This is a genomic window from Bradyrhizobium symbiodeficiens, assembly GCF_002266465.3.
In the GTDB taxonomy this organism is placed as follows: Bacteria; Pseudomonadota; Alphaproteobacteria; order Rhizobiales; family Xanthobacteraceae; genus Bradyrhizobium; species Bradyrhizobium symbiodeficiens.
The window spans coordinates 2,861,260-2,874,572 of record NZ_CP029427.2 but is presented as its reverse complement, the minus strand read 5'-3'; the positions used below and the strand labels follow the sequence as shown (position 1 = coordinate 2,874,572).

Annotated in this window: 12 protein-coding genes; 1 reads left to right on the top strand and 11 read right to left on the bottom strand. The window is 63.5% G+C overall.

Features of this window, described 5'->3' with window-relative positions; translation table 11 throughout:
* Position 1: 1 nt before the first annotated feature.
* The 10 genes from CIT39_RS13065 to CIT39_RS13020 all read right to left on the bottom strand — a co-directional run bounded on the left by CIT39_RS13065 (position 2) and on the right by CIT39_RS13020 (position 10,117).
* On the bottom strand, positions 2–763 hold the full coding sequence (locus tag CIT39_RS13065; RefSeq protein ID WP_094974922.1) for an SDR family NAD(P)-dependent oxidoreductase: 762 nt from the start codon (positions 761–763) through the stop codon (positions 2–4).
* A 21-nt stretch (positions 764–784) separates the two neighbouring features.
* Positions 785–2,524 (bottom strand): nitrilase-related carbon-nitrogen hydrolase, encoded by a 1,740-nt coding sequence (locus tag CIT39_RS13060; RefSeq protein WP_094974923.1) that lies wholly within the window; start codon positions 2,522–2,524, stop codon positions 785–787.
* A 13-nt stretch (positions 2,525–2,537) separates the two neighbouring features.
* Complete coding sequence (locus CIT39_RS13055) at positions 2,538–3,527, bottom strand: acetamidase/formamidase family protein (RefSeq protein ID WP_094974924.1); 990 nt, start codon at positions 3,525–3,527, stop codon at positions 2,538–2,540.
* 31 nt (positions 3,528–3,558) lie between these two features.
* Positions 3,559–4,287 (bottom strand): ABC transporter ATP-binding protein, encoded by a 729-nt coding sequence (locus CIT39_RS13050; protein WP_094974925.1) that lies wholly within the window; start codon positions 4,285–4,287, stop codon positions 3,559–3,561.
* On the bottom strand, positions 4,280–4,996 hold the full coding sequence (locus CIT39_RS13045) for an ABC transporter ATP-binding protein (RefSeq protein ID WP_094974926.1): 717 nt from the start codon (positions 4,994–4,996) through the stop codon (positions 4,280–4,282). The genes CIT39_RS13050 and CIT39_RS13045 overlap by 8 nt, the downstream gene beginning before the upstream one ends.
* Positions 4,996–6,060, bottom strand: coding sequence for a branched-chain amino acid ABC transporter permease (locus CIT39_RS13040; protein ID WP_094974927.1), 1,065 nt, complete (start codon positions 6,058–6,060; stop codon positions 4,996–4,998). Before CIT39_RS13040 ends, CIT39_RS13045 begins: the two co-directional genes overlap by 1 nt.
* A gap of 15 nt (positions 6,061–6,075) precedes the next feature.
* Positions 6,076–6,948: an ABC transporter permease subunit gene (locus CIT39_RS13035; protein ID WP_094974928.1), complete on the bottom strand. Its 873-nt coding sequence runs from the start codon at positions 6,946–6,948 to the stop codon at positions 6,076–6,078.
* A 94-nt stretch (positions 6,949–7,042) separates the two neighbouring features.
* Positions 7,043–8,284: an urea ABC transporter substrate-binding protein gene (locus tag CIT39_RS13030; protein ID WP_094974929.1), complete on the bottom strand. Its 1,242-nt coding sequence runs from the start codon at positions 8,282–8,284 to the stop codon at positions 7,043–7,045.
* Between the two features lie 10 nt (positions 8,285–8,294).
* Positions 8,295–8,960, bottom strand: coding sequence for an ANTAR domain-containing response regulator (locus tag CIT39_RS13025; RefSeq protein ID WP_094974930.1), 666 nt, complete (start codon positions 8,958–8,960; stop codon positions 8,295–8,297).
* Complete coding sequence (locus CIT39_RS13020) at positions 8,957–10,117, bottom strand: transporter substrate-binding domain-containing protein (protein WP_094974931.1); 1,161 nt, start codon at positions 10,115–10,117, stop codon at positions 8,957–8,959. Before CIT39_RS13020 ends, CIT39_RS13025 begins: the two co-directional genes overlap by 4 nt.
* Before the next feature lie 653 nt (positions 10,118–10,770).
* Between CIT39_RS13020 and CIT39_RS13015 the strand changes: the two genes are divergently transcribed.
* On the top strand, positions 10,771–11,907 hold the full coding sequence (locus CIT39_RS13015; protein ID WP_094974932.1) for a GNAT family N-acetyltransferase: 1,137 nt from the start codon (positions 10,771–10,773) through the stop codon (positions 11,905–11,907).
* A gap of 27 nt (positions 11,908–11,934) precedes the next feature.
* On the opposite strand, the gene CIT39_RS13010 is transcribed toward CIT39_RS13015, so the two are convergent.
* A complete protein-coding gene (locus tag CIT39_RS13010) occupies positions 11,935–13,158 on the bottom strand; it encodes an FAD-dependent oxidoreductase (protein ID WP_162308882.1) in 1,224 nt (407 codons plus the stop codon).
* Positions 13,159–13,313: the final 155 nt, after the last annotated feature.

Genomic DNA, 13,313 nt, shown 5'->3' with positions numbered 1-13,313 from the left:
CTCAGAACTGCACACCGCGCGTCAGGGCACCGTCCACGACGAGGTTCGTTCCCGTGATGAAGCTCGCGGCACGGCTTGCGAGAAACACGACCGCGTTGGCCATCTCCTGCGGGGTCCCCATCCTGCCCGTGGGATTGAGCGCAAGCGCCGTCTTGTAGAGCTCGGGATTGTTGTCCTTGATCGTGTTCCAGACCCCGCCTTCGAAATAGGTATTGCCCGGCGAGACCGTGTTGGCACGGATGCCCTTGTGTGCGAGCTGATTGGCGAGACCTTGCGTGTAGTGGATGATGGCGGCCTTGAAGGTGCCGTAGGGGCCGGCCGCGAAATCGACCTCGCGCCCGGAGACGCTCGATATGGCGACGATCGCACCGGCGTCGCTCTTCTCCAGATAGGGCATGGCCGCATTCACCAGCCGGACCGTGCCCATCATGTCGGTCGAAAATTCCCTCGCCCAGCTTTCATCGTCCTGCCCGATAGCCAGCGCACTCACATTGGCGACGACAACGTCGATGCCGCCGAGCTTTGCCGCCATATCGCCAACCCAAGCCTTCAGGACGGCAGCGTCGGCGACGTCGACCGCACCGCCAAAGGCAGCAACGCCCTTGGCCTTTAGCGCAGCGACCGTGCTCTCGACCTCAGCCAGATTGCGGGAGCACACGCCGACATCGGCGCCTTCGGCGGCGAACGTCTCGGCGATCGCCCGGCCGATTCCCTTGGTGCTTCCCGTGACGAGAACCTTGGCGCCCTTGAGTCCCAGATCCATGGCCGAATTCCTTTTCCTGGTTCAGTAATTGTTCGCGACCGCCTTTACCAATCCACGATAGCTGTGTGGCATGCGCATCGACACCAGATCTTTTCGCCGCACGACATTGGTCGGATAGACGCTGTCGACATTGGTGGTGTCGACCAGCGCGGTTGCAAGGCCTGTGCCGCCGGCTGCGATCGCCTCCCGCCTCGGGAACGCGAACGTATCGGGGCCGAACACGCCGCTCAGCCCGGGATACCCGCGCTCGGGGTCGGCGACATTGGCAAAGGCGAAGAACAGGTTGTTTTCGCCGGCACGAACGCGGAAATGATGCCAGTGATGCGGATCCGGACCGGTCGGAATCGGCGTTGGCTGCCCAACCTCCGTGCCGGCATGCGACGAACTGAAGCGCCCCTTGATCGCGGCGGGGCACGCGATGAGATCGCAGCCGCGCAGCGCCAGCACCCGGCCCGCTTCCGGGAAGGATGCATCGTGACCAATCAGCAACCCGATGCGGCCGATCGGCGTGTCCACGACGGTCCAGCCGTCACCTGCGGTGGCCCAGCTTCGCTCATCGGCGGTGATATGCGTCTTGCGATAGACCGAGACGTCCCCATCCGGCGACACAAGGCAGGCGCTGTTGTAGAGCAGATCGCCGTCGCGCTCGGCGAGGCCGCACACGAGGTAAAGGCCGAGTTCGCTTGCAAGCTTGCCGAGGCTGTCGGTCGCCGGCCCCGGGATCGGTTGCGCAGATGTCGCGGGATCGGCAAGTCCCGTCAGCGCGAGCTCCGGGAAGACGGCGAACTCGGCGCCTTCGTCCTTGGCCTTGCGCGCGAGCGCTACGATCTCCCCGAGGTTTTGGTTGGCGTCATTGCGAGGTGCAAATTGCACGACACTGACCCGCGACGTCTTGCCGGTCGGCCACGGCTCATGGCCGTACAGACCAAAGAAATCGCGCGGATTCCAGCTGAAGGTGTCGGTCAGCAGTTCCGGATAGAGTTCCGGACGGCGCTGCGTAAACACGGTCTCGCCGAGCACGCGGCGCGCGCGCGAAGCGTCGAGGTCGATTTCCGACAGCAGAACGCCATCGCCCTTGTCGAGCACGGCCGTGACCTGCCCGTCCGGCGCGATGACGCAGCTGCCGCCGCTGAACTGCACCGTGCGCTCAAGTCCCCATCGATTGCTTTCGATGACGTAGCAGCCATTCTCGAAGGCACGGCTGATCCAGTACGGCGCCGGCGTCCGCTCGGCGAGCCAGTTCGAGATGTGGCAGATGACGTCCGCACCGCCCAGCGCCATCAACCGCGCGGTTTCGACGAAATGGATGTCCATGCAGATCAGTAGCGCAATGCGTCCGATCGGCGTCTCGAACACCTGGTTGTGCAAATCGCCCGCCGCCGCCCATTTCGGCTCGGAGATATAGGGATGCGTCTTGCGGTGGCGGCCGACGATACCGTCGGGCCCGATCAGGACGGCCGAGTTGAAGTAGATGCCATCCTCATCGACCTCCGGCATGCCGACCACGATGTAGCAGCCGTGCTTGCGCGCCAGCGCGGCAAAGCGGTTCGTGGTCGGCCCCGGGATCGCCTCGACGAAGGGCGCGACCTCGGCGCGGTCGAACCAGCAATAGCCGGTCGTGCCCATTTCCGGCGTGACGATCAGCTTGGCACCGGCCGCCGCCGCCTGCTCGCAGAGTTCGAGCAGGCGCGCGATGTTGCGTTCCTTCTCGAACATGGTCGGCTCGAACTGGACGGCGGCGACCTTGTGCTTGGTGGACATGATCCGGCTGACCTCAAACGAGATAGGACTTCTTGATGGAGGCGCCGAGCGTATATTTCGGGTCCACCATATTGCCGACTCGCATGCGTCCGGCCTGGGTCAGCAGCATGTAGGCGTCGATCTCGTCAAAGCCGTAGTCCGCCGCCATCCAGCGGCACAACTCGCGATAGGCGATGCGCGCGGCATCCTCCATCGGCCGGGCCGAGCCGATGGTCATGATGAAGTCCTTGGTCTCGAGCCGTGGCCAGGCGATCGTCCAGCCTTTGATGAGATCGACCTGGACCGTGGTCACGGTTGGATGCTCGATCGCAACGCCGCAGAGCTCGCCGTCCCCCTGCGCGGCATGGCAATCGCCGAGATAGAGCAGCGCGCCCTTGGTGTTGACCGGCAGATAGACGATGGCACCGACGCCGACGTCCGGCAGGTCCATGTTGCCTCCGTAATAATCAGGGACGAGCGAGGAGATCGCCTCGATCTCCGGCGACGTTCCGATCGTGCCGATGAACGGCTCATAGGGCAGCGTGATCTTGTCGTTCCATTTGGTGCCGGTCTTGGCGTCGATCACCAGCTTCTTGACCCGTTCGGGCAGCGCCGGGTTGAGCAGCGCGGTCTGCCCCGTGCTGACGAGGCCGCCGAAGTCCGGCATGACCACGGTGGTGCCGCAGGGCTGCGGCCCGCGCGGTACGATGCTCTCGATATAGACCGCGAGCGTGTCGCCCTTCTCGGCGCCGTTGACATGGATCGGGCCATTCTGCGGATTGAGGAACGGAAAGTTGAGAATCTTCGACGGGCTGTCGGTTTCGTGCTTGATGGCGCCCTCGAACGCGTCGTGGGTCTCGGCGGCGACGACCGCTCCCGGATCCACGGTCAGCACCGGGTTCACATAGGGGCCGTAGACATAGTGATACTTGCCCTGCTCGCTTTCGGTGATCGTATACGAGGTGCCGCGCTCTCCCTTGGCCACGCCCTTGCGAGCCATGATCGAATCTTTGTGCCAGGACATCTTCTTTTCTCCTTCTGTCGTGGGCCAGCTTTCAAACGGCGAGATGGCGCCGCATCTCCACTTCGTCGTCGAGCGCTGCGCGATCGAGATTTGCGACGATGCGGCCCTTGTCCATGACGTAGCAACGCTGCGCCATGGCGCGGATCATGTCGAGATTCTGCTCGACCAGAATGATGGTCACACCCGTGCTGCGGTTGAGGTCGACCATGTTGCGCGCGATATCCTGGACGATGTTGGGCTGGATACCTTCCGACGGCTCATCGAGCAGGATGAGATTGGGGTTCGCGATCAAGACTCGTCCGATCGCGAGTTGCTGCTGCTGGCCGCCCGACAGGGTGCCGGCGCGCTGGTGCCAGCGTTCGGCGAGGATCGGAAACGCCTCGACGATCCTGCGTCGGCCCGCTTCGGGAATGCCGCCGCCCTTGATTGCGGCGCCGACCGCGACGTTCTCGCCGACGGTCAGCCGTGGAAACACGTCGCGTCCCTGCGGCACATAGCCCATGCCGAGGCGGGCCCGCTTGTGCGCCGGCAGGGAATCCACCGCTTCGCCGCGATAGACGATCGAGCCGCTCATCGCCGGCACGAGCCCGATCAGGCTCTTCATCAGCGTGGATTTGCCGACGCCGTTTCGTCCGATGACGGCGACGATCTCGCCTTCCCGCACTTCGATCTCGAGGCCTTGGAGCACGGGCTTGCCGCCATAGCCGGCGCGCAGAGCCAGCGTCGAGAGGATCACTTCCCTGCGTGGCACATCAAGCATGGGCCTGCCCCAGATAAATCGCCGCCACACGCTCATCCGCCACGATCTCGTCGATCGAGCCCTGCGCGAAGACCTGGCCGAGATGCAACACGGTCACGCGCTGTGCGACCTGGCGGACGAAGGTCATGTCATGCTCGATCGCGAGCACCGTCATGCCGTCCGCATTGAGCCGCTGGACCATCTCTCCGGTCAGATGGGTCTCCTCCGGCGACATGCCGGCCGTCGGCTCGTCCAGCAGCAGCAGGCGCGGCTTCAGGCTGATCGCCATGCCGATCTCGAGCCATTGCTTCTGGCCATGGCTGAGATTGCCCGCAACCTGGGCCTGCTCGGACTGGAGCCCGAGGAAGGCGAGCAGCCGGTCGATCTCCGCTTCGAGCTCGGCGCCGCGATGACGGCTCTGAAGTGCGATCTCGAGGTTCTGGCGGACAGACAGACCCTTGAATACGCCGGGCACCTGGAATTTGACGGAAAGGCCGCGATGAATTCGCGCAAAGGATTTCAGGGAGGTGATGTTCTCCCCCGCGAAGAGAATTTCGCCGCTGCCGGGATGATGCTCACCCAAGATCAGGCGGAACAGCGTGCTCTTGCCGGCGCCGTTCGGACCGATCAGGCAATGGATTTCGCCGGGCTGGAGCGTGAGGTCGACGGCGTTGGTGACGTGCAACCCGCCGAAATGCTTGTTCAGCTTGCGCAGTTCGAGCAGCGACATCAGCCGGCCCTCTGCGTCAGGCGGGCGGCGAGCTTGCCGAGCCAATTCATCGCACCGAGCACGAGGCCGTTCGGGGCGATCAGCACCGTGAGCACCAGCAGCACGCCCATGAACACCAGCGCATACTGGCTGCCATAGATCGTCAGCGCCTGGAACGCAGCGAGCACCACCAGCGTGCCGACCACGGTCGAGGTCAGGTCGCTGCGGCCACCGACCGCGACCCAGATCAGCGGCAGCGCCGCCGCCGTCATGCCCATGCTCGACGGCGTGATGTATTGACCCCACGCCGTGTAGAGCACTCCCGATATCCCCGCGAGCGCTGCGCCGATGACGAAGGTGATGAGCTGGTACTTGCGGATGTCGTAGCCCAGCATCTCCGCGCGTTCAGGATTCTCGCGGATCGCGACGATGACGTTGCCGAACGACGAGTTCATCAGAATGCGCAGGCCCAGATAGACGAAGATGAGAAGACCGAGCACGAAGTAATAGAGGCCGATGTCGGCAAACAGCACGATCGGCTCGCCCGGCCAGGGGATGGTCAAAGGCGGCATCGCGCTCATGCCGTTGAAGCCGTTCAGTCGCGCGCTGCCGATGTGCCATTCCGGCCCCGCGGTCTGCGCCATGAAGCGCTCCAGCATCAGCGTCACGGCGAGCGTGACGATGCCGAGGAAGACGCCGGCGATGCGGCCGAAGAACATGAAATAGCCGAGCAGGACCGCGAACAGCGCCGCGATCGCGATCGCAGCGACAAACGCGACCAGCGTGAAACCATAGGCCGAGCCAAAATTGAGAGTGAGGACGCCGTAGCCATAACCGGCGATCCCAAAGAACGCGGTCTGCCCGAAGGACAGCGAGCCGCCATAGCCCCAGATCAGGCACAGGCTGAGTGCGATGAACACCCAGACGAAGAAGTAGACGGTGTTGCCGACCGTGTAGCCATCGCTGAATAGCGGATAGGCAAGCGCGATCGCAAGCACGATGGCAAACAGGCTCCAGAAGGCCCGACCGCGACCCACGGTTTGCGGGCCTTCGAGACGGCGAAAAAGGGAAACGAGAGCAGTCACGAGACCATCACTCCGTCAGGTGCGTTCGCGCAGCACGAAGCCGGAGATGCCCTTTGGCAGCACCCGGACGACAATGATGACGGCGACCAGAAGCCCGATCTGGCCGAATAATTGTCCCTGCCACGACGTCATGACCGACTTCACCACCGCAAGCACGGCGCCCGCGGGCGCCGTCCCGAGGAAGACGTCGGCCCCGCCGATCACGACGGTGACGAAAGCCTCCATGATGAAGGTCGCGCCCATGGTCGGCACCAGCGTCATGGTCGGCGCGTAGAGGCCGCCGGCAAGGCCGGCGAGCCCTGCCCCGCAGGCAAAGGTGAGGCTGTAGACGAGCCGCGTATCGACGCCGAGCGCCGCCGCCATATGTGGCACCTGGATCGTGGCCCGCGCGAGCACGCCGAAGCGCGTCCAGTTGAAGAGGGCATACAGCCCTGCCAGCACACCAAGCGCAGCGCAGAACAGCACGATGCGATAGATCGAATAGGAGTACGCGCCGACCTGGAAACTGCCGAACGGCGTGCCGACCCCGGCCATGGTCGAGCCGACCATGATCAACGTGCCCTGCGTCGCGATCAGGCTGAGGCCCCAGGTTGCAACGATCGTGTCAAGCGGCCGGTCGTAGAGATGGCGGATGACCACGAGCTCGACCAGCACGCCGACCAGCGCGGACACGATCGTTCCAGCCAGGATCCCCAACGGCAACGGCAAGCCGGCATGCACGGTGGCGGCCGTCACATAGGCGCCGCACATGATGAACTCGCCATGGGCGAGGTTGATCACGCCCATCATGCCGAAGATCACCGCGAGCCCGCAGGCTGAGAGCACCAGGAACGCGAAGGCGTCGCCAAACTGATAAAGTGCCGAGAATACGAGGGTCGCGATGTCCATGAACCAACCAGGATAGAGAGATACGCGATGTTGCCGTCGCAGCCAATCGTGATCGTCCCGACCTGCAACTCAGGCCGGGACGATCAGCCGCCGGTCAGGGTTTCGGCGGCGGATTCGACGGCGTGTACTGGGCCATCGGATCCTTCTTGGTGAGATCGCAGCCCGCGTCACCCAGCCAGTACGGCTTGATGTCCTCCCAGACCTTCGGGAAGGAGATCGAGTGATCGGCGCCGACCTTGGCGAGATAGATCGTATGCGACATGTGCTGGCTCTTCGGGTCGACGCAGACCTTGCCCTCCGGCGCATCCATGCAGACGTCGCCGAGCGCGATCACCTTGCGGATGTCCTCGCGCTTGGTCGACTTCGCACGCTCCACCATCTGCTTGTAGAGATAGACGGCGAGATAGGAGTTCTCCGCCTCCTGGTTGACATAGGGCTCGCTCGGGAACTTCGCCTTGAACTTGGCGTAGAACTCCTTGCTCTTCGGCGAGTCGATCTCCTCGATGTAGTTGGTGGTGACGTACATGTCCTTCAGGCTCGGCGGCTTGAAGCGCTTGTGCTCGTAGCCCTGGCCGACGTTGACCGACGAGGCCATGGGCAGGTTGACGTTGGCGGAGGCCGCCTGCTCGTAATAGGAGGCCTGCGCGGTGCCGACCAGCAGGGTGACAACGAAGTCGGGCTTGGCCTTCTGGATGTTCTGGATGCTCTGGGAGAATTGCGACACGCCGAGCGGGATGAACTCCTCGCCGGCCATTTTGCCGCCGTTCTCCTTGACGATCTTGCGCACCCATTCCGCCGAGATCTGACCGAAATTATAATCGGCTGCGAGCGTGTAGACGTTCTTGCCGTACTTCTCCATCATGTAGGGGATGAGCGTGGAGAACTGCTGCTCGGGCACCGCCCCTGTCACGATCATGTGGCCGTCGCAGACACCGCCTTCGTACTGGTTATTGTAGAAAGCGAAGCCGTTGAACTGGTCGACGATCGGACGGTACGCCTCGCGCGAGGCCGAGGAGAAGCCCGCGAACACGACGTCGACCTTGTCGCGCTGGAGGACGCGCCGCATGAACTCCTGGTAGCGCGTGTTGTCGGATTGCGTGTCGTAAGCGACGAGCTCGATCGGCCGCCCCATGATGCCGCCGGCCTTGTTGATCTCCTCGGTGGCGAGCTGGATGGCGTGGACCTTGCCGATCGTCGCGGCGGCAAAATCGCCGGACTGATCTTCAAGCACGCCGAGCTTGATCGGATTTTCCGCCGCGTGTGCCAGAGATGATCCGAGGACAAGCGTCCCCGTGAGGGCTGCGGCACGCAGCCCCCGCAATACAGACTTGCTCATTTTGCTTCTCCTAGATGGCCTGCTTGTTGCCGCCTTGCAGCGTGATGCCGGTTGTGCGGCCGGACGTATCGGGCGGCTTCGCCCGCTTGCTCATAAACTCCTCGCAATAGAGTTCCATGTTCTGCCGCGCGCGCATGCTGTCGCGACGGAGCTGGGAATAGGCTCCCTCCTCGTCGAGGCCGTCTTGCCGCATCAGCAGGATGACCGCCCGGATCACCGCGCGCCGACCGCGGCGGCGTTCCTCGAGGTCTTGCAGGCGTTCATACATCTCGGCGCGCAGCAGGAACTGGTTGATGCCCATGAACAGGGACGTATAGACGGCGCCGCCATGCACCGGCTTACGCAGGAACGAGGTCGCGCCGAGGTTGACGAGCGCCTTGAGCCGGCTCGGCGCCTCGACGCCGACGAGGCCGATCACCGGCACCGGCGGCAAGCGCGAGCCGGGATCGACCTCGATTGCGACCGCGCCTTCGAGATCGCCGTCGATGAACAGGATGTCCCGCTCGGCCTGAAGGCCGGCGACGTCAATCTGCGCACGGCCGTCGATGATCTCCGGATATTCGGTGGAGACGCCGAGCTTGGCTAGCGTCGTTTCCAGCGCGCTCTCCCATCCGCCCCGCCGGGTCACGACGATGGCACGGCCGCCCTTGAAGTTCTGTAGCAGTCGAGAGCTCATGATTGCACCACCTTCAAAAGCGGAGAGCGCATTGCGCCGGCGAAGCGCGGCGACGACTGAACGAGATAGGGATCTGGCGCGATCGGCTCGCGCGATTCCAGCAACACTTCGAATTGCCCGCTGACGGTCGACCGGCCGATCCGGGGCGTCAGCCAGGCGTGGAAGGTCTGGCGGTCGATGCGGACCTCGCCTTGCGGAGCGCACAGCCGCTGATCGGCCACGGCGGCACGTACCGTGCGGGCGTCGTCGGTGCCGGCTTGCGAGAGGGCCGCGCCGAGCAGCTTGACGGCGATGTAGGACGCTTCGGCGTCAGCCGACGAGACCGGTCCATCCGGAAAAGACGTGGTGTAGGCACGAATGAAGGCGCCGTTCTCCGCCGAATTGAGCGAGGAGAAATAGACACTCGATGACAGATGTCCATCGACGGCATCCGGGCCGATTTCCGGCAATTCCGGCTCCGACAGCGTGCAGCTCGCGACCGGGATTTCAGCCGCCTGGTCGATGCCGCGCGCACGGCAGGCGGCGCGAAACGCACGGAAGAAGGCATAAGCGCTGGTGCCGATCAGGTTGTTGAAGACGAAGTCCGGACGCTGATCGATGATCGCCGCAATCACCTGGTCGACCTCGGTGTCCCCGACCGACAGATAGCGCTCGGCAAGCACGGTACCGCCGCGCGCTGCGAGCGCCTCCCGGAAGATGCGATTGTTTTCCCACGCCCAGATGTAATTGGAGCCGACGCAGAAGGCGCGCGAGCCGACGCGCGATGCCAAATAATCGACGAGCGGCAGCACGTGCTGGTTCGGCGCGGCGCCGGTATAGATCACGTTGTCGGAGCTCTCGAATCCCTCGTAGTGAGACGGATACCACAACAGTCCGTCGAACTTCTCGAAGCAGGGGATCACCTCCTTGCGGCTCGACGAGGTGTAGCAGCCGACCACATGCCGAACACCGGAACCGAGCAGCTCGAGGCTGAGCGAACGATAGCTCGCAAGGTCGCCGGACGGGTTGACCACGACCGGCTCCAGCGCAATGTCGTCACGCCCTGCATTGATCTCGCGAAAGGCGAGCAGCGCACCGTTCAACATCGAGCGCGCAACGACGCTGTAGGACCCCGTCGTCGATAGCATCACGCCGATCCGATAGTTCGTCCGCGCCATCACTCGTTCCAAAATAAAAAGGCGCCCACCGGCTGTTAAGCCGAGGGCGCCCTCGCCGCCAACCGAGCACGCCATCAGCGTGATGTTGGAAATGATTGAAGCTCGCTGCGTTGACGGGCCGAACTGCCCAACGCCTGCATGATACGGTCGTTGAGATCAGTTACGAAGTCAAGCGCGTTATTGCAGCGGAAACTGCCGCGATTCTTATCGTGATGCAGCAAAACTATGCAGCCGAACTGCGCCCGCTGTCTCGATGCGGCGGAGACCGCAGGGAACGCCGGACGCCCGCCTTCCAGACCGGACGTGCGCCGTCGAAAGCTGCGAGCAGACCTGCCAAGAGGCCCGCGCCCGGTCGAGGGCATCGGCTCTTGCCGCCGCGAACGACGGATGTCTCTGCCGGCTGTCGGTTTCGTTGGAGCGAGTGAACTTCAGCAGCCCCGAGCCTCGTCCAACATCAGGCCGCTTCTGCACGATCTCATCCTGGGACCAGGTCCAAAAGGCTCCGGGATTTAAGAATTTGGTAACGATACGAACGTGCTTGAGCGCGTTAATGCAGTTCGAACGCCGCCGGTGTCTAGCCCGTAACGACCCTGCTATAAAGCGTAGCCGCGGCTCGATCGACTTCGCGAATTATCCGGTTTCCCTGATTGCGCATGAACAAGCTCACCAACAGTTTCGACATCGTCATCGAGCAGGCGTTCGACTTTCTGTCTCCGGAATATGCCGAGCTGTTCGATCGCTCGGCCGCCACGGCGTTCCAGCATCCGATCTGGCTGCATAGCCTCTACACCAGGCTCGCTTCGGATGCGGGTGCGACACCTCTGGTCGTCGTGGTCCGCCACCGCGCGACGGGCGCCCTTGCGATGGTGCTGCCCTTGCTCCGGATCCGGCGCGGTCCGATCCGGACCGTCGAATTCGCCGACCTCCGCGTCTCCGATTATCTGGCGCCGGTTTGCAACCAGGAAGTGTTTTCGCAACTGCTCGACGACGCGGACGCATGCGCCGAGATTCGGCGCCTCGTTCGACCTTTCGATCTGCTCCGCATGGCCAAGCTGCCCGACGGGCGGCTTCCGATCGAGAACCTCCTGGCCGCGTCGCGCCGCGTATCGATGGACACCAACGCCTACGCGACGGTTCTCGTCGCGCCGTTCGAGCAATGGCGGACCAGTGCGATCGATCGTTCCTATCAGAAGGAGCTCGCAAAGAAATATCGTCAGCTGCAGAAGAAGGGCGCGCTGAGCTTCTCATGCTGCAACGACAACGCCTCCGTGCTCGAAGCCCTGGATGTGATGAGGAAGCTTCGCGGTCCACGCTTTCAGGCGCAAGGCGACGGAGATCTGCTCCAGCGTCCCGAGTATTTCGGCTTCTATTCAGACGTGGCCCTTCGTGGGCTCGGCGCCTTTGTGCGCCTCTATGCCATGAAGATGGACGGCGAGGTGATCGCCGCCGTGCTCGGCCTCTGCCATCGAGGCAGCTTCCTCATCATCATGAGCGCCTTCGATATTGCCGGATACAAGAGCCAATCCTTGGGCGCGCTGATGTTCGAGCAGGTGGCGCGGGATTGTATCGAGCGCGGCGATCAGATGCTCGATTTCACCATTGGTGACGAGCCATACAAGAAATTGTTCGGCGGACAGCCCTCTCCGATGTGGGCGATCACGAAAGCCGGCAGCACCGCAGGCGCCATCGCCCTGTTCGCGCTGAAGCAGGCTCCCTGGCTGAAGCTGGCGGCCAAGCGGCTATCGGATTTGCGGCTCCTGCCCGCCCGCACCCCAACGCCCACGCGCTGAAAGACGGCAGGCGAAAGGCCGCGGAACTCAGGCGCGCAGGGCGCCGCGAACCCATCCAATCCAGCCCGGATGCATTTGATCGATGCGGTGTGCCAGGCTGCGCCGCAGGAAGTGCAACCGGCGCCGAACGTCCCAGCCGATATCGTTGCGTGACGTCAGGGCCTGGCGGAAGCGCGCCATCTTGAGGGACCGCTGATCCGCCGCGATCTTGTCGCGATCGGAATAGAACTGCGAGATCTTCTCCAGGCCCATGCCGGGGGTCGCGAACCATTTCGGCGCATATTCCGTGCACAGACGATCGACATCCACCAGCAGGCGCGCGACGCCCGTCCCCGCCGCGGGACAATTGGTCTGGAACGCATCGCCGATGAGCACGATGCCGGGTTGGAGGTGTCCTTCGACAACGGTCAGATCCATCACCCAGTTCTGGACCCGGTCGATGACGCGGAAATCGCCGAGATAGGTCCGCAATCCCGGCAGCAGACGCAGGGCCGTCGCTTCCGGCTCGCGACGCAGCTCGCGCATGATCGGATCGGTCGGGTCGCGGAACATGAAGAGATTGGCCCGCATGCCGGCGCGTACCGGAAACAGGCTGAGATAGTCGATGCCGTCAGCCGTGCGCTCGCCATAGCAGGTCAGCGCTTCGAAATCGAACGGGCGACCATCCTGACGGGCAATCGTGAAACCGAACGACACCGAATGGCGCTCGGCCAGAATCCGCCGCTTGATACCGAGTTTATAGCCGAGAGCCGCGGCCATGCCCGTGGCGAGAACGACGAGGCGCGCAGTCACGCGCCGTCCGGAAGCCAGCTCGAGATGCTGGACGTCGCCGCCACCACTGATCGCAGTGGCCTCGTCGACGATCAGGTTGGAGGAAGCGGGTATCTGGCTGCGCGCCATGGCAACGAGATCGACGTAGGAAAATCCATAAGCCTGGCCGACGCTGACATCGACCACCTTGCCTTCCCGGATATTGAGCACCTGATCATATCGGCAAGCGACATTCTCGAGCGCGTTGAGGAAGCCCAGCTTGCGCAACAATTCCAGTTGATGGCCGCCAATCTTTTCGACCCGGAATTCGTCCGGATGAACCGCGCGCTTTTCGATCAGGGCGATGCGATGCCCTGCCCGCGCCAGCATGGCCGCCGCAAGCGACCCTGCAAGGCCGCCGCCGACGATTGCGATGTCCGCAACGATCGTCGAAGTACCAGCTGTGTCGATCGGCTCGGCCACAGTTCCATCCGCCGTCATGATCCAGGCTCCCACGGTCAACCAAAGTCGCACGTGCAATTCTCCGGCCTGATGTCGCATCGCAGGACCAAACGCGATCATTTCTCGGTATCGAGGTTAATGAAGCGGAGAGCCGGCTGCCCAGACGATACCGGGCACGCCTCTTGCTCGGAATT

Coding starts and splice junctions, on each gene's coding strand:
- CIT39_RS13060 (WP_094974923.1), bottom strand. CDS start 2,524: ATGTCCACCAAGCACAAGGTCGCCGCCGTCCAGTTCGAGCCGACCATG.
- CIT39_RS13010 (WP_162308882.1), bottom strand. CDS start 13,158: ATGACGGCGGATGGAACTGTGGCCGAGCCGATCGACACAGCTGGTACT.
- CIT39_RS13030 (WP_094974929.1), bottom strand. CDS start 8,284: ATGAGCAAGTCTGTATTGCGGGGGCTGCGTGCCGCAGCCCTCACGGGG.
- CIT39_RS13055 (WP_094974924.1), bottom strand. CDS start 3,527: ATGTCCTGGCACAAAGATTCGATCATGGCTCGCAAGGGCGTGGCCAAG.
- CIT39_RS13020 (WP_094974931.1), bottom strand. CDS start 10,117: ATGGCGCGGACGAACTATCGGATCGGCGTGATGCTATCGACGACGGGG.
- CIT39_RS13065 (WP_094974922.1), bottom strand. CDS start 763: ATGGATCTGGGACTCAAGGGCGCCAAGGTTCTCGTCACGGGAAGCACC.
- CIT39_RS13015 (WP_094974932.1), top strand. CDS start 10,771: ATGAACAAGCTCACCAACAGTTTCGACATCGTCATCGAGCAGGCGTTC.
- CIT39_RS13035 (WP_094974928.1), bottom strand. CDS start 6,948: ATGGACATCGCGACCCTCGTATTCTCGGCACTTTATCAGTTTGGCGAC.
- CIT39_RS13045 (WP_094974926.1), bottom strand. CDS start 4,996: ATGTCGCTGCTCGAACTGCGCAAGCTGAACAAGCATTTCGGCGGGTTG.
- CIT39_RS13025 (WP_094974930.1), bottom strand. CDS start 8,960: ATGAGCTCTCGACTGCTACAGAACTTCAAGGGCGGCCGTGCCATCGTC.
- CIT39_RS13050 (WP_094974925.1), bottom strand. CDS start 4,287: ATGCTTGATGTGCCACGCAGGGAAGTGATCCTCTCGACGCTGGCTCTG.